Genomic DNA, 17,668 nt, shown 5'->3' with positions numbered 1-17,668 from the left:
CCGGAGGCCGGAGCCCCGCCCTGGCTACTGCGGGACGATCACGTCCTGGGTGCCCGGCACCGTCCCGGCCAGCAGCACCGCGTCCACCGGGACGTTCCGCTTGACGATCGCCAGCGCGATCGGCCCCAGCTCGTGGTGGCGGGCCGAGGAGGTCACGAAGCCCAGCGACCGCCCGTCCGGGTCGGTGGCCAGCCGGACCTCGGTGCCGTGCGGGGGCAGCGACTCCTCGGTGCCGTCCAGGTGCAGGAAGACCAGTCGGCGCGGCGGCCGGCCCAGGTTGTGCACCCGGGCGACGGTCTCCTGGCCGCGGTAGCAGCCCTTCTGCAGGTGGACGGCGGTGCGCAGCCAGTCCACCTCGTGCGGGATGGTCCGGTGGTCGGTCTCGAAGCCGAGCCGGGGCCGGTGGCCCTCGATCCGCAGGGCCTCGTACGCCCAGATCCCGGCCGCCGGACCGTACCCGGCGGTGAGCTTCTCCAGGTCGGCGCGCGGCACGAATAGGTCGCGCCCGTAGGGGAGTTCGCGGACGGCCGCGGCGCCCTCGACGGAGCCGGTGGAGCCGGCCGGCAGGTGGACCACGGCGTACTCGGCGGTCGCGTCGGCGACCTCCACCCGGTAGAAGAACTTCATGCTCTCCAGGTAGGCGACCAACGCGCCCTGGGTGCCCGGCTCGACGTGCGCCCAGGTGGTGGTGCCGTCGTCCACCAGGTAGAGCGCGTGCTCGACGTGCCCGTTCGGGGAGAGCACCAGCGCCTCGGCGGCCTGCTGCGGGGGAAGCTCGCTGACGTGCTGGGTGACCAGCAGGTGCAGCCAGGCGAGGCGGTCGGCGCCGGTGACGGTGACGACCCCGCGGTGCGAGAGGTCGACGAAGCCGGTGCCCTGCGCGAGGTGGCGTTGCTCGCGGAAGATGTCGCCGTAGTGGGCGGCGACGCCCTCGTCGGCCCCCTCGGCGGGGACGGCTCCGGGCAGGGCAAGCAGCGGGCTCTTCACACCGGTCATACCGGCCAGCTTACGACCGGCCCTCGGCGAGCTTGGCGGTGCAGTCGGCACAGCGGCCGAAGATGGCGAAATGCTTGAGGTCGGTGTCGAAGCCGTGCTGCGCGCGCAGGCTGTCGATCAGCGGCTGGGCGATCTCGGTGCCGGTCTCGGTGACCTTCTCGCAGTCCCGGCAGACCAGGTGCAGGTGGTGGTGGCGGCCGGCCAGGTGGTAGGTCGGGGCGCCGTGGCCGAGGTGGGCGTGCGAGACCAGGCCCAGCTCCTCCAGCAGCTCCAGGGTCCGGTAGACGGTGGAGATGTTGATGCCGCTGGCGGTCCGCCGGACGTGGCAGAGGATGTCGTCGGGGGTGGCGTGGTCGAGGACGTCGACGGCCTCCAGCACGAGCTGCCGCTGCGGGGTGAGGCGGTAGCCGCGCTCGCGCAGGTCGGCCTTCCAGCCGTCGGAGAGGTGCCAGTCGCCGGAGAGCTGCCAGTCGGTGGTGCCGGTGTCCGCCACGGTGCTGTCCCTGCCAAGGAAAGATGGAAAGTCGGGGTCCTGATGCAAGTGTAGGGACCGGCCCGGGGCCGGTCCCTACACTTGCACGGACTGCGCTGTTGCCGGAGCCGTGTCTACTTGAAGAACGCGATGCCGTCGTCCGGCAGGTCGTTGATGTCCTTGATCAGCTGGGCCGGGCTGAGCACCTTCTTCAGCTGCGCGGACATGTACGGGCGCAGCGGCACGCTCGGGGCGGCCTTCTCGCCGACCCACAGCAGTTCGCCGTTGACGAAGCCGTACAGCCGCTTGCCGCCCGAGTACTCCGGCGAGCCCTCGATCCGCGCCACCGCGTCGGTCGAGACGTCGACCTGGGGCTTGCCGTCGGCCAGCTCGCCGTACCAGATCTCGACCGTGCCGTCGTCGCGGACGGAGGAGATCTCGATCCCCCGGGCGCCGCTGGTGCCGTCGGGGTTGCTCGTGATGCGCCAGAACGCGTGCTCGTTCTCCAGCGGGCGGACCTTCTCGCCGTCGTTGTCCAGCACCCAGGTGCGGGAGCGGAACTCCAGGAAGGGCCGGCCGTCGTGGCGGATCACGATCTCCTGGCCGAAGTTGCACTTCTCCGCGCCCGGGCCCCCCTCACCCGGCAGAGGGGCGTACACGCCCGCGCCCTCCCAGGTGCCGAGGAGGAAGGCGAGCGGCACGACGTCCTTGTGGAGGTCAGAGGGGATCTCGATCATGTTCCTGGTCGCTGTCGTCGTCGGTGTGGGGCTGCCTCAACCGTACGGCAGGCTCAGCGCTGACCCTGGTACAGCTTCATCACCGAGAAGATGGCGAACCAGGTGATCAGCACGGCCATGAGGGCCAGCAGACCGTCGAAGAACATTTCCAGACCGGACACGGGGGGCTCCCAGGCGGCGACAGTGTGGTGGATTTTGCTCCGCTCACTCTATCCGTCGGGCTCCGGCCGGTCGCGGTGAGCCCCACCACGTCGCTGTTCGCGCCGGGGTTACCACGCCACCCGAGCTTTCCCCACGGGTTCCCGGGATGACGGCCGACGGGGGTGGCGGGACCTCTAAGGTGGCGCCATGTCGAAGAAACTGGTCATCAAGGTCACCGCAGGGGCGGACGCGCCGGAGCGGTGCTCGCAGGCGTTCACGGTGGCGGCGGTGGCCGTCGCCAGCGGGATCGAGGTCTCGCTCTGGCTGACCGGCGAGTCCTCCTGGTTCGCGCTGCCGGGGCGCGCCGCGGAGTTCGAACTGCCGCACGCGGCGCCGCTGCCGGACCTGCTGGAGTCGATCCTGGCGGTCGGTTCGGTGACGCTCTGCACCCAGTGCGCGGCCCGGCGCGGGATCGAGCAGAAGGACACCGTCGAGGGTGTCCGGATCGCGGGCGCGCAGGTCTTCGTCAGCGAGATCATGGCGGACGGCGTCCAGGCGCTCGTCTACTGACCGCTCCGCACCCGCCGACCGATTCCGTACCGGGGGTCACGGACGCTGCTCGTGGTCGGGGCGGTCCCGGTCGTGGCCGGGCTCGTCCCACTTCGGGTCGTCCCAGCGCGGGTCGTTCCACCAGTCGTCGTCCGGGTCGCGCTTGTTGGCGAACACCGCGGCGGCCGGCGGGATCACCATCGCGACCAGGCACATGCCGATCGCCGCGCCCACCGAGAAGAACCGCACCACGCCCCAGGCCATGACGAACAGGCCCACGCACACGCCCATCATGGCGAAGTAGTAGCGACGCCGCCGTCTTGCCTGCACCCCTCCACGGTACGGCCGAGGGCCCCTGCTCGGCAGGGGCCCTCGGGGTGTCGTCCGCACTCCGGTCGACGCGCTCGCTCCGGAGCGGCCGACCCGGTCGGCCGCTCCGATCGACCGATCCGGTCAGACCGCGATCGCGACCTCGACGGCGGTGCCCTGGGAGGCCACCACCTGGCGGTCCACGGTCTGGCCCGGCACCAGCGCGCGCAGGGTCCACTTGCCCGGGCGGGCGAAGAACCGGAACTGGCCGGTCGCCGAGGTGGGCACCTCGGCCGTGAACTCACCGCCCTCGTCCAGCAGTCGGACGTAGCCGTTGACCGGCTCACCGTCGCGGGTCACCGAACCCTGGATGATCGTCTCGTTCGCCACGTCAACTCCTGCCAGGTCCGGGCCGCCGGCCTTCGCACCGCACATGTCTGTCTTCCCTTCTACTTACGGGTCGAGCCGGGGCTCAGTTGCCGAGCTCGATCGGCACGCCGACCAGGCTGCCGTACTCGGTCCACGAACCGTCGTAGTTCTTGACGTTCTCCTGGCCGAGCAGCTCGTGCAGCACGAACCAGGTGAGCGCGGAGCGCTCGCCGATGCGGCAGTAGGCGATGGTGTCCTTCGCCAGGTCGATGCCCTCGGCCTCGTACAGGGCCTTGAGCTCGTCGTCGCTCTTGAAGGTGCCGTCGTCGTTGGCGTTCTTGGCCCACGGGATGTTGCGGGCGCTCGGCACGTGGCCCGGGCGCTGCGACTGCTCCTGCGGGAGGTGGGCGGGGGCCAGCAGCTTGCCGGAGAACTCGTCGGGCGAGCGGACGTCGACCAGGTTGAGGCTGCCGATGGCGGCGATCACGTCGTCGCGGAAGGCACGGATCGACGAGTCGGCGGCCTGCGCCGTGTACTCGGTGGCGGGGCGGGCCGGCACCTCGGAGACCAGGTCGCGGGAGTCGAGCTCCCACTTCTTGCGGCCACCGTCCAGCAGGCGGACGTCGCCGTGGCCGTACAGCTTGAAGTACCAGTAGGCGTACGAGGCGAACCAGTTGTTGTTGCCGCCGTACAGGACGACGGTGTCGTCGTTGGCGATGCCCTTGGCGCTGAGCAGCGCCTCGAAGCCGGCCTGGTCGATGAAGTCGCGGCGGACCGGGTCCTGGAGGTCCTTCTTCCAGTCGATCCGGACGGCGTTGCGGATGTGGTTCTTGTCGTAGGCGGAGGTGTCCTCGTCGACCTCGACGATGACGACCTTCGGGTCGTCCAGGTGGGCCTGGACCCAGTCGGCGTCGACCAGGACGTCGCTGCGGCTCATGGTGGTGTTCTCCATCCGAGGGCGGTTGGCGGAAGGTGCTGCTCAGGAGGTGCTGCAGGGGCACCCGGGCGGATGCGGGTCCGAACCGCTGTCCGAATAGTGGGACAGGGCGGGGGGACCGGGGCGACCGGGCAGGAGACTGCGGAGTACATCGGCACCGACCCGCGAGCACAGCCGGGTACGGTCACCGGGAAGATCGGCGGCGAGCGTCAACTGCCCTGCCTGGATGCCGAGTCAGCGCATTCGACACAGACAGGCGGCCACGCGGCACAGGTCTACCGCCCGCCGCTTCGTGAGGTCCGTCTGTCGCTTCATGCCGACGATGCTAGGGACACCGACGGCCCGCTGTCATCAGCGTATCGAATAATGAGATCAAAACAGCCGCATCGCGAGATTTGGCTTCCGCGTGTCCTCTGCCCGGCCCGTCCGCCCCGGCCGGGCCGCCTTCCGGTGGCGTACAACGGGCGGAAGCGACACCGCTCCGCGGTCCGCGCTGGACAGCGCGTCTCGCGGAGCGGAACGTTTCGGCGATCAGACGGCGGGTCGATCCCGGGACGGCGGGGCGGGGCGGGCCGGGTGCGGGGCGGGCCGGACGGGACGGCAGGGGGCTCAGCCGAGGAGCTTGACGCCCTTGCCGTCGAAGGTCAGCTGGAGGCCCTCCGGGAGCGGCGTCACGCCGTCCTTGTCGCCGTCCTTGGCGGCCAGCTTCAGCCCGGCCGGCAGCGTGTCCAGCGTGAAGCTCATCGGCTCGATCTGCTGGTTGGTGATCCCGGCCATCATCCCCGCGAGGGCGCTCAGCCGGAAGCCGTCCACCGTGACGGTGTTCCCGTCGTTGTGCACGGTGCCCTCGCCGATCGCGATCGGCCCCAGCGAGGCCTTGACCTTGCCCGGCCCGCCGTACGACAGGCTCAGCCGCGTGCTGCTGCCCACCGGCAGCTTGGTGCCGTGCAGCAGCTGGGAGGCCGGGGGCAGCAGCTGCGCGAGGTCCGGGTACGAGATCACCCCGCTGCCGGTGCCGCTGTCCACCGTGGCGCTGTTCATGCTGTCGCTCACCTTGACCCCGGCGAGCTCGGCCTTGAACGAGTGCAGCGCGACCTGGTGGCTGCCGTCGCCGACGGTCAGGCCGTCGGCGGAGATCCGGACGTCGTCCAGCTTCATCGACAGCACCTGGGTGAGGAACGGGAAGCCGTCGATCGAGACGTCCGGCCGCTGGCTCATCCGGCCGCTCTTCACGATCCGGTCGGCGGCCTCGTCCTCGGCCACGCCGACCGCGATGCGGTCGGCGCCCACCAGGAGGCCGGAGAGCACCACCAGGCCGATCGTGGCCTTCAGCCATCCGCGCATCGTGTCCCCCGTCGTCGCCGGTCGCTGTGGTCGTTCGCTTCGTTCGCTGTCGTTCGCTGTGGTCGTTCGCTGCTGTCCGCTGGTGGTCGTTCGCTGTCGTTCGTGGTCCCGCGGCGGCCGCCGAACGCGGCCGCCCCGCACGACGGTACGACGTCCCGCCCCGGAGCATGGTTCCGGGGCGGGACGTCGTGGGGAAGGGGCGGCTCGACGCCGAGGAGCGTCAGGCCAACAGGTCGGTGGCGATCCAGATCAGCGGTGCGGCCACCGCCAGCGGCAGCGCCACGCCCGCCGTCATGTGCACGAAGCGGGACGGGAAGTCGTACGCCGCGACCCGACGGCCGACCAGCGCCCCCAGCCCGGCGAGCGCACCGAGCGCCACCGGCGCACCCACCAGCAGGCCCAGCGCCACGGCCGCGACCAGGCCCAGGACCGCGCCGAGCTGCTTCGGGCCGGGCAGCGGCGCCGCGGCCAGCAGGGTGGCCAGCGCGACCGCGCCCACCCCGGCCGGCACCCAGTCGGCCAGCAGCAGCATGGTGCACAGCGCCGTCACCACGGTGGCCGAGCCCAGCACCGTCAGCGCGTAGAACCGCTCCTTCGGGTCCGACGGGCGGAACGTCTGCAGCACCAGGACCAGCAGGAAGAACCCGCCCAGGGTGCCCACCACCGCCGCCACGCCGCCGTCGGAGTCCGCCAGCAGCACCGCGGCATCCGCGGTGAAGCCGGCCAGCGCGGCGAGCAGGATGCCCTGCCGGGCCGGCCACATGCCGTTCAGCCGGAACCAGCCGGCCGCCGTCAGCAGCTGCAGCAGCGCGACCACCAGGGCCAGCGCCACCTGCCCCAGCGCGGCGCCGCCGGCCAGCAGCGCGGCCGCGCCGGCGGTGATCAGGGCCGGCTGCAGACCCGGGTCGATGATCGGAGAACCGGTCCGGCCCGCCGGACCGGCGGGCGGCACGGGCGGAAGGGGCTGCGCCGGGACGGCCGCGAACGGCGGCGCGCCGGCGGCACCCAGCGGGCCCGCCGGACCCACCGGGCCGGGGGCGGGCGGGCGCTTGAGCGTCATGGTCGGCGGGTCGAAGGCCTCCGCCGACGGCTGCGCGGCGGCAGGCTGCGGCGCCTGAGCCGCGTGCCGGGCCCGCGCCCGGGCCGGCGGCTGCTGCGGCTGCGGCGCGTGCTGCGACTGCTGCTGGGCGTGCTGCGGCACCGGCGGCTGGTACTGCGGAGCGGGGGACTGGTGCCGCCCCGGAGCCTGCCCCGGGTGGAGCGGCGCCCCGGCGGGCACCGGGCCGGAGGCCGTCACCGGCGGCAGCAGCGTGGTGGCCGCGGCATCGTCCATCACGGGGACGGGCGGCAGCAGCGTCGTCGCCGCCGGGTCGTCCATCGCGGGAACGGGCGGCAACAGGCTGGTCGCGGCCGCGTCGTCGAACGCCGGTACGGGCGGCAGGACCGTGGTCGCCGCGGCGTCGTCCACCGGGTAGCCGTACGGCGGCTGCTGCGCGTGCGGAGCCTGCGGCGGGTAGGGCTGCCGCGCCTGCGGCGGGTACGGCTGCTGCCCGTGCTGCCCGTGCGGAGCCTGCGGCGGGTACGGCTGCTGCCCGTGCTGCGGGTACCCCTGCGGGGCCTGGGGGTGCCGGGGCTGCTGCGGCCACTCGCCGTAGGGGCCGCGGTTCGGGTCGTTCGTGTCGGTCACGCCGCTCACCCTCCCGCGAACGGCGGGAGGACCTCGACCGTCCCGCCCTCGGTCAGGGCGACGGTCGCGTGGTCCCGGCCGCCCACCTGGGCGCCGTCGACCAGGTACGAGCTGTGCCCGAACAGCCGGACGAGCTTCGGCTTGTCGGCGTGCCGCTCCTTGGCCGCCGCCAGCGCCTCCGCCAGGGTCGCCGCCTCGTACGGCTCCTCGGCCAGCCCGGCCTCGGACTTCGCAGCCGCCCAGTAACGGATCGTCCCGCGCACCCGGGCGCCGCTCGCGGGCTCGGTGGTAGCGCCCATCGGGCCACCCCTTCTCGTCGTCCTCGCCCGGCCCCGGTGACCCGGTCCGGCTCGCCACCGGGGCGGCCGCCCGACCACCCGAACGATGGACCCGCGATGCGCCGCCGATGTGCGTCCCATGATGGCGTGTCCGTCGCCACGAGCGGCAATCGCCCTGGCTCCGCCGGTGCGGAGCGGCGCTCGAAGCTGTGTCCAGGCTCACCCGGCGCACGCCCGAAATAGGTGAACCGCCGGATTCGAACACTCCCGGCGCGGCGGGAGGTCGGCTATCCTCGACCACCAAGAGGGATCCGGGCAGAGTCGCCCCCGGGTCCTTTTGTGCTTTCAGGACGCCAGTACGGACGTTCTTGCGATTCGTCGGCCCACCCCCGGCGCAGCGCGGGAACCGCCCCGTCCGTCGCGGCACAACGACGTGCCGCGGCCGGCCGGGACGTCGCCACCGGGCACCGGGCCGCCGCCCGGGGACCGGAACCAGACCGGAGGGTTCACGGTGATGGACAGGGCAGGAACGGTGCGCCAGGGGTTGCGGGACCCCCGGCGGGTCCGCCATTCCTTTTGCACCGACTCCTCCTTCGCCCTGCACGCCGTCCGCTCCCCCGGTACGCCCCAGGCGCCCGTCCTCCTCTCCTCCCCCTCAGCACGTGCGCCATCCGGCTGTGGCGGCAGCCGTAACGCGACCGCGACGACCCGGAAAGGGGACCACCGGGTATGAGTTCTCTCCTCCTCCTCACCAACGCACTGCAACCGTCGGCCGAGGTACTGCCCGCCCTCGGCCTGCTGCTGCACAACGTCCGGGTGGCCCCCGCCGAGGGCTCCGCCCTGGTGGACACGCCCAGCGCGGACGTCATCCTGGTCGACGGCCGACGCGACCTGCCGCAGATCCGCAGCCTGTGCCAGCTGCTGCGCTCCACCGGCATCGGCTGCCCGCTGATCCTGGTGGTGACCGAGGGCGGCCTGGCCGCCGTCACCGCCGAGTGGGGCATCGACGACGTCCTGCTGGACACCGCCGGCCCGGCCGAGGTCGAGGCCCGGCTGCGACTGGCCCTCGGCCGTCTCCAGGTCACCACCGACGACAGCCCGATGGAGATCCGCAACGGCGAGCTCTCGGTCGACGAGGCCACCTACTCCGCGAAGCTCAAGGGCCGGTCGCTCGACCTCACCTTCAAGGAGTTCGAGCTGCTCAAGTACCTCGCCCAGCACCCCGGCCGGGTCTTCACCCGGGCCCAGCTGCTGCAGGAGGTCTGGGGCTACGACTACTTCGGCGGCACCCGGACGGTGGACGTCCACGTCCGCCGTCTGCGCGCCAAGCTCGGCGTGGAGCACGAGCAGCTGATCGGCACCGTGCGCAACGTCGGCTACCGCTTCGTCGTCCCGGAGAAGCCCGAGAAGGGCGAGCGCCCGGAGCCCTCCCAGCGGCCCCCCGCCTCCCTGGAGGCGTGACCGGCGAGCCGGGCGGGCCGTCACCCGCCCGGCTTGTCCGGTTCATCCCGGAGCCGCCCGCCGTCCACCGACGGCGTCCCCCGGTCCCACTGCCGCCCCGGTGACCACACGCGTAGACTCCACTCGTGGCCAAAGTGACGCGCGACGATGTAGCCCGGCTGGCTGGTACCTCGACCGCGGTCGTCAGCTACGTCATCAACAACGGACCGCGCCCGGTCGCGCCCGCGACCCGGGAGAAGGTCCTCGCGGCGATCGAGCAGCTCGGCTACCGGCCGAACAGCGTCGCCCAGGCGATGGCCTCCCGCCGGACCAACCTGATCGGCATGGTCGTCCCGGACGCCCGCCAGCCCTTCTTCGCCGAAATGGCGCACGCCGTGGAACGCGCCGCCTCCGAGCGCGGCAAGCTCGTGCTGATCGGCAACTCCGACTACGTGGACGACCGCGAGGTCCACTACGTCCGCGCCTTCCTCGGGATGCGCGTCTCCGGCCTGATCCTGGTCAGCCAGGGCCCCTCGCAGCGTGCCGCGGAGGAGTTCGCGGCGATGGAGGGCGCCAAGGTGGTGCTGCTGCACCGCCGCCCCGAGGCGATCGACGACGTCGCGGTGGTCACCGACGACGTGGGCGGCGCCGAGGCCGTCGTCCGCCACCTGCTGGAAGTGCACGGACACCCGTACGTCGCCTGCTTCGGCGGCCCGGTCGAGTCCCCCGCCCCCGGCGACCCGGTCATCGACCACGTCGAGGGCTGGCAGCGCGCCATGGACGCGCACGGCGTCCCCACCGAGCCGCACCTGATCGACGCGCCCTTCCACCGCTACGGCGCCTACGAGGTCGCGCTCTCCGTACTGAGCTCGCCGGACCGGCCGCGGGCGGTCTTCTGCTCCACCGACGACCAGGCCATCGGCGTGCTGCGGGCCGCCCGCGAGGTCGGCCTGCGCGTCCCCGAGGACCTCGCCGTCGCCGGCTTCGACGACGTGCCGGAGGCCGCGCTCGCCGACCCGCCGCTGACCACCGTCGCCTCCGACCGCGACGCGATGGCCCGGGCCGCCGTGGACCTGGTGCTGGACGACTCGCTGATGGTGCCCGGTTCGGACACCGAGCGGGTCCGCAAGTTCCCCTCCCGCCTGGTCATCCGCCGCTCCTGCGGCTGCGACGGGGCGGCCCCGGGGGCGGGCACCGCCGCGCAGTAGCGGGCGCAGAGGACCGGCAGGTAGCACGCGGACCCGAGCGGCGGGTCGGGCCGGGGCGCACCCGGAGCCGTCGATTCCGCTCCGCAGGGTGCCTGACCAGGCTTTATGAGAACCCAACGGGCTTCTCTCCCCGTTCTGAGCCGGTTCTCATCCAGTCCTCATCCACCGGGCGGAGCTTGGTCGGCATGAGCGAACAGCAGCAGCACCCCGACGACCGGTACCGCGACCAGTACGGCCCGTACGAGCCCCGGGTGATCGAGGGCACCGTGCTCGGCAGCGGCCCCGCGGGCAGCACCGACCCGGCCGGGTACGCGTACCACGAGGACCACTCCGGCGGCAGCTTCGACGGACCGCCGCCTCCCCCGCCCATCCCGCCCGAGCCGCCGACCGTGCTCGGCCCCGGCTCCCCCGACGGTCCCGACGGCCACGGCCGCCGCAGCCGGGCCCGCAGCGGCCTGCTGCGCGGCCGACTCGCCCTGGTGACCGCCGTCGCCGCGGTCGCCGCCGTCCTCGGCGGGGTCACCGGCGGGGTGGTCGCCGCCGACCGGCAGTCCGCCGACACCCGGGTCGCCACCGTCGCCAGCCCGGTCTCCGCCCGCAGCGACGGCAGCGCCGACGTGCCGGCCATCGCCTCCGCCGTCTCGCCCAGCGTCGTCCAGATCACCGTGAAGAGCGGCAACGGCACCGCCACCGGCACCGGCGTCGTCCTGGACAAGGACGGCCGGATCCTCACCAACTACCACGTGATCGACACCGCCGGCGCCAGCGGCCGGATCACCGTGACCTTCAAGGACGGCTCCACCGCCCAGGCCACCGTCACCGGCACCGACAAGGCCCTCGACATCGCCGTCATCACCGCCACCGGCGCCGGCAACCTCACCCCCGCCGTCCTCGGCGACTCCTCCACCGTGGCCGTCGGCGACCCCGTCGTCGCCATCGGCAACCCCGACGGGCTCACCGGCACCGTCACCTCCGGCATCATCAGCGCCGAGAACCGCGACGTCACCGTCCAGCTCGACGAGGGCAGCACCAGCACCAACGGCGGCTTCGGCCTCCCCTTCCTGCCCGGCACCCGCGGCACCGCCCCGCAGTCCGGCAGCAGCACCACCTACAAGGCCTTCCAGACCGACGCCGCCCTCAACCCCGGCAACTCCGGCGGCCCGCTGATCAACGCCAACGGCCAGGTCATCGCCATCAACTCGGCGATGTACGCACCCAGCGGCAACGGCAACGGCTCCGGCGGCAGCAGCTCGGCCGGCAGCGTCGGCCTCGGCTTCGCCATCCCGATGAACGACATCAAGCAGGTCCTGCCGAAGCTCGAAGCCGGACAGAACCTGTAAGCCACAATCCCTACGACGGACAATTGGCCCCAGCAGGCCCTCCACCCGACGAGAAAGGGCACCCGCCCATGACCCCGTCCGCCGACGACCGCACCCCCGCCGAGCCCGGCCACCCCGCCGCCCGGCTCCTCGTGGTCGACGACGAACCCGCCCTCCGGGACGCCCTGGAGAGCAGCCTCGCCTTCGAGGGCTACGAGGTCTCCACCGCCACCGACGGCTACGAAGCCCTGGAAACCGTCGAACGCGAACGACCCGACCTCGTCCTGCTGGACATCATGATGCCCCGGATGGACGGCCTCACCGCCGTCCGCCGGATGCGCTCGCGCGGCGACACCGTCCCGGTGCTGATGCTCACCGCCCGCGACGCCGTCGGCGACCGCGTCACCGGCCTCGACGTCGGCGCCGACGACTACCTCGCCAAGCCCTTCGAGCTCGACGAACTCCTCGCCCGCGTCCGGGCCCTGCTGCGCCGCAACGCCCTCGCCGCCGAGGCCGCCGCCCGCGCCGCCGCCGAGGACGAGAGCGAGGTGCTCTCCTTCGCCGACCTGCGGATGAACACCGCCACCCGCGAGGTCACCCGGGCCGGCAAGCCCATCGAACTCACCCGCACCGAGTTCATGCTGCTGGAGATGTTCCTCTCCCACCCCCGCCAGGTCCTCACCCGGGAGCAGATCCTCAAGGCGGTCTGGGGCTTCGACTTCGAGCCCTCCTCCAACTCCCTGGACGTGTACGTGATGTACCTGCGCCGCAAGACCGAGCAGGGCGGCATGCCCCGTCTGATCCAGACCGTGCGCGGCGTCGGCTACGCCCTGCGCGCGGCCGCCGGCGTCGGCGCGTGAACGAGCACGCCGAGCGGGCCGAGCAGGGCGTCCGGAGCGGCAACGTCCCGCCCCCGCCCCTGGCCCCGCCCCGCGCCCCCGGCCGCCGACGGCGCCTGGTCCACTGGCTCCGCTCCCGCTCGCTGCGCAGCCGCCTCACCTTCCTGAGCGCGGCGGCGGTGGCGGTGGCCATCGCACTGTCGGCGCTGGCGTGCTGGTTCATCGCCCGCGAGCGCATGTACGGGGTCATCCGCAGCGATCTCCAGAGCGTCAGCGTCCCCCTGCGCCTGCCCAATCCGCCCGACTGCGCCGCGAGCCCGCAGGCGGCCCTCAAGAACGTCCAGAGCAACCCCCGCCAGCCCCCGATCGGCGGCCCGGCTCCTCGCGACACCCAGTACGTCCTGGTCAGCCAGAGCGGCAGCACCCTGGTCTGCCTGCCTCCGAGCGCCACCAAGGCCATCTTCACCCAGAGCAGCGACAGCAAGGCGCTGCAACTGAGGCCGGGGCAGTCGATCATCCGGGACGGCCACTACACCAACGGCACGCCGGCCATGGTGCGCGTGACCGCCGTGGGCTCGGAGGTGCCCGGATACCCGGCGGCCCTGGTGATGGTGGCCGGTTCCACCCAGGTGGTCGAGGAATCCCTCCAGGGCCTCGCCATCCTCCTCGGATCCGTCTCCGTCGGCGGCATCCTCCTCGCCGCCATCGCCGGCCGCCTGGTCGCCCGCTCCGCCCTGAAGCCGGTCGACCAACTCACCGACGCCGTCGAGCACATCGCCCGGACCGAGGAGGTCGGGACCACCATCCCCGTCCACGGGCACGACGAGATCGCCCGGCTCTCCACCTCGTTCAACTCGATGAGCACCTCGCTCGCCAACTCCCGCGAGCGGCAGACCCGGCTGATCGCCGACGCGGGCCACGAGCTGCGGACGCCGCTCACCTCGCTGCGCACCAACGTCGACCTGCTGATCCGCAGCAACGACACCGGTCGCCCGCTCCCCCCGGCGACCAAGACCAAGCTGCTCGGCAACATGAAGGCGCAGATGCAGGAACTCACCGTCCTGATCGGCGACCTGCTGCAGCTCTCCCGGCCCGACTCCCCCAAGGCGGGCCCGAACCTCGCGGTCGTCGCCCTGCACGAGATCGCCGGGCGGGCCGTGGAGCGGGCGAAGCTGCGTGGCCCGGGTCTGGTCTTCGAGACGAGCACCGAGCCCTGGTACGTGCACGGCGACGCCGCCGGGCTGGAGCGGGCCGTGATCAACCTGCTGGACAACGCGGTCAAGTACAGCCCGCCCGGGGGGACGGTCGAAGTCCGTTTGCAGCAGGGCGTGTTGACCGTCCGGGACCACGGCCCGGGCATCCCGCCGGACGAGCTCCAGTACGTCTTCGACCGGTTCTGGCGTTCGCCGTCCTCGCGGCAGCTGCCGGGCTCGGGCCTCGGGCTGTCGATCGTCGCGCAGAGCGTCCGGGAGGCGGGCGGCGAGGTCACCCTCGGCCCGGCCGCGGACGGCGGTCCGGGCGCGCTGGCCACCGTCCGGCTGCCCGGCGGGCCCGCCCCCGAGTAGGCCCGCCCCGAGCCGGAGCGGCCCCGGACAGGGAAAGGGGCGGGTGGGGCGCCCCGACAGCGCCCCACCCGCCCCTCAGGGCCGGCTCACGGTCAGTCGATGTCGCTGCCCGGGCCGATGATCTTGATCCGGTCCTGCGCCGGGGCCTGCAGCGGCGCGCTCGCCGAGCTGTGGGCGCCCAGGTAGGCCGTGAAGAGGTCCAGGTCGGAGGCGCCGACGAGCTTGTCGGTGCCGGCCGCGAAGGCCGGGAAGCCGTCGCCGCCGCCGGCCAGGAACTCGTTGGCCGCGACGCGGTACTTGGCGGCCGGGTCGACCGGCGCGCCGTTCAGCCGGATCGAGTCCACCAGGACCCGGTCCGCGCCGGTCTTGCGCATGTCCAGGGTGTAGTGCAGGTTCGACGACACCTGGAGGACCTTCGGCGCGGCGTCGTTGGAGCCGCTCACCTGCTGCTGGAGCAGCTGGACCAGCTGGGCCCCGGTCAGCGTCTTGACCTGCATCATGTTGGTGAACGGCTGGACGGTGAACGCCTCGCCGTAGGTCACCACGCCGTCGCCCTCGCTGCCCGAGGCCTTGTGGACCAGGTCGGAACGGATGCCGCCCGGGTTCATGAAGGCGACCTGCGCACCGCCCTTGTCCGCCGGGGTCAGCCCCGCCAGCTGCGCGTCGGCGATCACGTCACCGAGCGGCTTCTCCAGGTCGCTGCTGCCGCGGCCGTTGATGTCCGAACCGATCCAGCCGATCGGACGGTTGGCGATCGGGGCGGCCAGCTTCTGGTAGTGGTCGACCAGCGCCGTCATGTCGGGCGCCTTCTCGACCGTGCGGCGCACCACGTGGTTCTCGGCCTTGACCGAGGGGCGCACGATCTCGCCGGTGGTCTTGTCCAGCTTCATGTCGATCTCGGTGAAGAGCCGGCCGAAGGAGGCGGCACTGGTCACCGAGCGCGGAACGCCGTTCGGGTCGGGGATGGTGCAGGCGTACGCGTTGTGGGTGTGGCCGGTGACGATGGCGCCGACCGCCGGGTCGATCTTCTTCGCGATGTCGACGATCGGGCCGGAGACGCCCTGGCCGGCCGCACCGCAGTCGTAGTTGTAGACGGAGCTGGCCGGGTAGCCGCCCTCGTGGATCAGCGCGACGATCGAGTTGACGCCCTTGGCCTTGAGCTCGGCGGCGTACTTGTTGATCGTGGTGACCTCGTTGGCGAACTTCAGGCCCTTGACGCCCTCGGCGGTCACGATGTTCGGCGTGCCCTCCAGGGTGACGCCGATGAAGCCGACCTTCACGCCCTGGGACTTGGTGATCCAGTACGGGGCCAGCAGCGGCTTGCCGGTCTTCTCGTCGGTGACGTTCGCCGACAGGTAGTTGAAGTTGGCGCCCTTGAAGGTGCGGCCGGGCTCGTAGCAGCCGTCGGTCGGGTGGCAGCCGCCCTCCTGCATGCGCAGCAGCTCCTGCGCGCCCTCGTCGAACTCGTGGTTGCCCACGGAGGTGACGTCCAGGCCGAGCTTGTCCATCGCCTCGATGGTCGGCTCGTCGTGGAAGAGCGCCGAGGTGAGGGGGCTGGCGCCGACGATGTCGCCGGCCGCGACGGTGATCGAGTCGTCGGCCGGTATCCGCGCCTTGCGCAGCTCGGTGGCCAGGTACTCGATGCCGCCGGCCGGGGTGGCGACCTCCTTGCCGGTGGCCGGGTCGATCTCCTTGATCGTGCCGGACGAGCCGGCCGGAGGCTCCAGGTTGCCGTGGAAGTCGTTGATCGCCAGCAGCTGGAGGTTGACGGTCTTGTGACGCTTGGAGTTGGCGTCGGCGGCCTGGGCGGCCGTCGGCACGACCACCGTGCCGAGCAGACCAGCGGCGGCGACGACGGCGAGCGCCGTCCGTCGGGATCTGACGGTGAGCATGAGAGGGGTCCCCTGCACCTCGGAGGAGCACCGGCTGTGGGACAGCATCGGCGTACGGGCATGTGTTGCGCGTGTGAAGCCTAGGGTCAACGCGCGTAGCTGTCAGGACGTCGAACGTAACGAGAGGATTACCTCCTGACGAACCGTCGCCGTCCGCGGGGTGCGGAGACTGCGCAGGGGCGGGCCTCAGACCCCCGGCTCGGCGGCCAAGTGCCGCTCCGCGCGCACCCGTTCGGCCACCGCGTCCTCGGTCATCGCGCGGTCGGTGTACACCAGTGGTCGCTCGGTCTCGGTGATGATGTGTTTGACCACCTGGACGTTCCCGTTGACGTCCCAGACCGCGATACCCGGCGAAAGTGTGGGAATGATCTCCACCGCCCACCGCGGCAGACCCAGCACCCGGCCGGTGGCCCGCGCCTCCTCGGCCTTCTGCATGTAGATCGTCCGGGTGGAGGCCATCTTCAGGATCGCCGACGCCTCCTTGGCCGCCGCACCGTCCACCACGTCCGACAGGTGGTGCACCACCGCGACGAAGGAGAGCCCGAGCCGGCGGCCGAACTTCAGCAGCCGCTGGAACAACTGCGCCACGAACGGGCTGTTGATGATGTGCCAGGCCTCCTCGACCAGGAAGATGCGCTTCTTCCGGTCCGGTCGGATCCAGGTGTGCTCCAGCCACACCCCGACGATCGCCATCAGGATCGGCATCGCGATCGAGTTGCGGTCGATGTGCGAGAGGTCGAAGACGATCAGCGGCGCGTCCAGGTCGATGCCCTCGGTGGTCGACCCGTCGAACATGCCGCGCAGGTCACCGTCGACCAGCCGGTCCAGCACCAGCGCCACGTCCAGGCCCCAGGACTGCACCTCCTCCACCGCCACGCCCAGCGACTCCACCGAGGACAGGTCGGGGTTGCGCAGGGTGTCGATGATGTCGTCCAGCACCGGCTGGCGGTCCGTCACCGAGGCCACCACGTGGGCGTGCGCCGCCTTCAGCGCGAAGCCGGCCCGCTCCTCCAGCCCTCGCCCCATCGCCACCTCGATGATGGTGCGCAGCAGCGACAGCTGGCCGGTCTGGGTGATCGCCGGGTCCAGCGGGTTGAGCTTCACCCCGCCGTCCCGGGCGGCCATCGGGTCCAGCCGGATCGACTTTATGCCCAGCGCGTCGGCGATCAGGTTCCACTCGCCGACGCCGTCCTCGCCCTGCGCGTCGAGCACCACGACCTGGCGGTCGCGGAACCTCAACTGCCGTAGCACGTACGTCTTCTCCAGCGCCGACTTGCCGTTGCCGGACTCGCCGAGCACCAGCCAGTGCGGAGCCGGCAGCTGCTGCCCGTACAGCTGGAAGGGGTCGTACACGTACCCCTTGCCGCTGTACACCTCACGGCCGATGATCACGCCCGAGTCGCCCAGCCCCGGCGCGGCGGTGGGAAGGTAGACCGCCTGCGCCTGGCCGGTGGAGGTGCGCACCGGCAGGCGGGTGGTCTCCACCTTGCCGAACATCAGGCTGGTGAACGCGTCGGTGAGGTTGCCGAGCGCCATGTGCGGCCTCCCTGAGTCGGCGGAACGGTCGGACGGGTGCGGAGGTCCGC

Annotated in this window: 18 protein-coding genes; 6 read left to right on the top strand and 12 right to left on the bottom strand. The window is 72.2% G+C overall.

What is annotated here, in order from left to right:
* Positions 1-24 precede the first annotated feature (24 nt).
* The 3 genes from ACIRST_RS38145 to ACIRST_RS38135 form a co-directional block, all read right to left on the bottom strand.
* Positions 25-987 (bottom strand): folate-binding protein, encoded by a 963-nt coding sequence (locus ACIRST_RS38145; RefSeq protein ID WP_350525719.1) that lies wholly within the window; start codon positions 985-987, stop codon positions 25-27.
* A gap of 19 nt (positions 988-1,006) precedes the next feature.
* Complete coding sequence (locus ACIRST_RS38140; protein ID WP_350525685.1) at positions 1,007-1,489, bottom strand: Fur family transcriptional regulator; 483 nt, start codon at positions 1,487-1,489, stop codon at positions 1,007-1,009.
* Positions 1,490-1,602: 113 nt separating this feature from the next.
* Positions 1,603-2,205, bottom strand: a complete 603-nt coding sequence (locus ACIRST_RS38135) for an FABP family protein (protein WP_350525686.1) — start codon at positions 2,203-2,205, stop codon at positions 1,603-1,605.
* A 348-nt stretch (positions 2,206-2,553) separates the two neighbouring features.
* On the opposite strand from ACIRST_RS38135, the gene ACIRST_RS38130 reads away from it, so the two are divergent.
* Positions 2,554-2,916, top strand: coding sequence for a DsrE family protein (locus ACIRST_RS38130; RefSeq protein WP_350525687.1), 363 nt, complete (start codon positions 2,554-2,556; stop codon positions 2,914-2,916).
* 36 nt (positions 2,917-2,952) lie between these two features.
* On the opposite strand, the gene ACIRST_RS38125 is transcribed toward ACIRST_RS38130, so the two are convergent.
* From ACIRST_RS38125 to ACIRST_RS38095, 7 genes are all read right to left on the bottom strand, one after another.
* The gene (locus ACIRST_RS38125) at positions 2,953-3,225 is read right to left on the bottom strand and encodes a DUF3099 domain-containing protein (protein ID WP_350525688.1); all 273 of its coding nucleotides are present in this window, start codon (positions 3,223-3,225) and stop codon (positions 2,953-2,955) included.
* Between the two features lie 123 nt (positions 3,226-3,348).
* The gene (locus tag ACIRST_RS38120; protein ID WP_030059605.1) at positions 3,349-3,639 is read right to left on the bottom strand and encodes a DUF1416 domain-containing protein; all 291 of its coding nucleotides are present in this window, start codon (positions 3,637-3,639) and stop codon (positions 3,349-3,351) included.
* Between the two features lie 37 nt (positions 3,640-3,676).
* The gene (locus ACIRST_RS38115) at positions 3,677-4,510 is read right to left on the bottom strand and encodes a sulfurtransferase (RefSeq protein ID WP_350525689.1); all 834 of its coding nucleotides are present in this window, start codon (positions 4,508-4,510) and stop codon (positions 3,677-3,679) included.
* A gap of 234 nt (positions 4,511-4,744) precedes the next feature.
* Entirely contained in the window at positions 4,745-4,825 is an 81-nt protein-coding gene (locus ACIRST_RS38110; RefSeq protein WP_350517234.1) for an Ms5788A family Cys-rich leader peptide, read from the bottom strand.
* 294 nt (positions 4,826-5,119) lie between these two features.
* Positions 5,120-5,854 (bottom strand): DUF2993 domain-containing protein, encoded by a 735-nt coding sequence (locus ACIRST_RS38105; RefSeq protein ID WP_402808559.1) that lies wholly within the window; start codon positions 5,852-5,854, stop codon positions 5,120-5,122.
* Between the two features lie 220 nt (positions 5,855-6,074).
* Positions 6,075-7,541, bottom strand: coding sequence for a hypothetical protein (locus ACIRST_RS38100; RefSeq protein WP_402808556.1), 1,467 nt, complete (start codon positions 7,539-7,541; stop codon positions 6,075-6,077).
* A gap of 5 nt (positions 7,542-7,546) precedes the next feature.
* Positions 7,547-7,840, bottom strand: a complete 294-nt coding sequence (locus ACIRST_RS38095) for a MoaD/ThiS family protein (RefSeq protein WP_350525692.1) — start codon at positions 7,838-7,840, stop codon at positions 7,547-7,549.
* 708 nt (positions 7,841-8,548) lie between these two features.
* Here ACIRST_RS38095 and ACIRST_RS38090 point away from each other — a divergent pair.
* The 5 genes from ACIRST_RS38090 to ACIRST_RS38070 all read left to right on the top strand — a co-directional run bounded on the left by ACIRST_RS38090 (position 8,549) and on the right by ACIRST_RS38070 (position 14,190).
* Positions 8,549-9,280 carry a response regulator transcription factor gene (locus tag ACIRST_RS38090; RefSeq protein ID WP_350525693.1) on the top strand — a complete coding sequence of 244 codons (732 nt, stop codon included), beginning with the start codon at positions 8,549-8,551 and terminating at the stop codon, positions 9,278-9,280.
* A 125-nt stretch (positions 9,281-9,405) separates the two neighbouring features.
* Entirely contained in the window at positions 9,406-10,467 is a 1,062-nt protein-coding gene (locus ACIRST_RS38085; protein WP_350525694.1) for a LacI family DNA-binding transcriptional regulator, read from the top strand.
* A gap of 185 nt (positions 10,468-10,652) precedes the next feature.
* Positions 10,653-11,807 carry a trypsin-like peptidase domain-containing protein gene (locus tag ACIRST_RS38080; protein ID WP_350525695.1) on the top strand — a complete coding sequence of 385 codons (1,155 nt, stop codon included), beginning with the start codon at positions 10,653-10,655 and terminating at the stop codon, positions 11,805-11,807.
* A gap of 68 nt (positions 11,808-11,875) precedes the next feature.
* Positions 11,876-12,646: a response regulator transcription factor gene (locus ACIRST_RS38075; RefSeq protein ID WP_350525696.1), complete on the top strand. Its 771-nt coding sequence runs from the start codon at positions 11,876-11,878 to the stop codon at positions 12,644-12,646.
* On the top strand, positions 12,643-14,190 hold the full coding sequence (locus tag ACIRST_RS38070; RefSeq protein ID WP_350525697.1) for a HAMP domain-containing sensor histidine kinase: 1,548 nt from the start codon (positions 12,643-12,645) through the stop codon (positions 14,188-14,190). Before ACIRST_RS38075 ends, ACIRST_RS38070 begins: the two co-directional genes overlap by 4 nt.
* A gap of 92 nt (positions 14,191-14,282) precedes the next feature.
* On the opposite strand, the gene ACIRST_RS38065 is transcribed toward ACIRST_RS38070, so the two are convergent.
* On the bottom strand, positions 14,283-16,082 hold the full coding sequence (locus ACIRST_RS38065) for a bifunctional metallophosphatase/5'-nucleotidase (protein WP_350525698.1): 1,800 nt from the start codon (positions 16,080-16,082) through the stop codon (positions 14,283-14,285).
* A gap of 186 nt (positions 16,083-16,268) precedes the next feature.
* Positions 16,269-17,618: an ATP-binding protein gene (locus tag ACIRST_RS38060; protein ID WP_396549292.1), complete on the bottom strand. Its 1,350-nt coding sequence runs from the start codon at positions 17,616-17,618 to the stop codon at positions 16,269-16,271.
* Between the last annotated feature and the right edge of the window lie 50 nt (positions 17,619-17,668).

The sequence above is a fragment of the Kitasatospora sp. NPDC101447 genome (assembly GCF_044767225.1).
Classification (GTDB): Bacteria; Actinomycetota; Actinomycetes; order Streptomycetales; family Streptomycetaceae; genus Kitasatospora.
The sequence above is the reverse complement of the archived record's forward strand: the minus strand, read 5'-3'. Positions and strand labels throughout refer to the sequence as shown.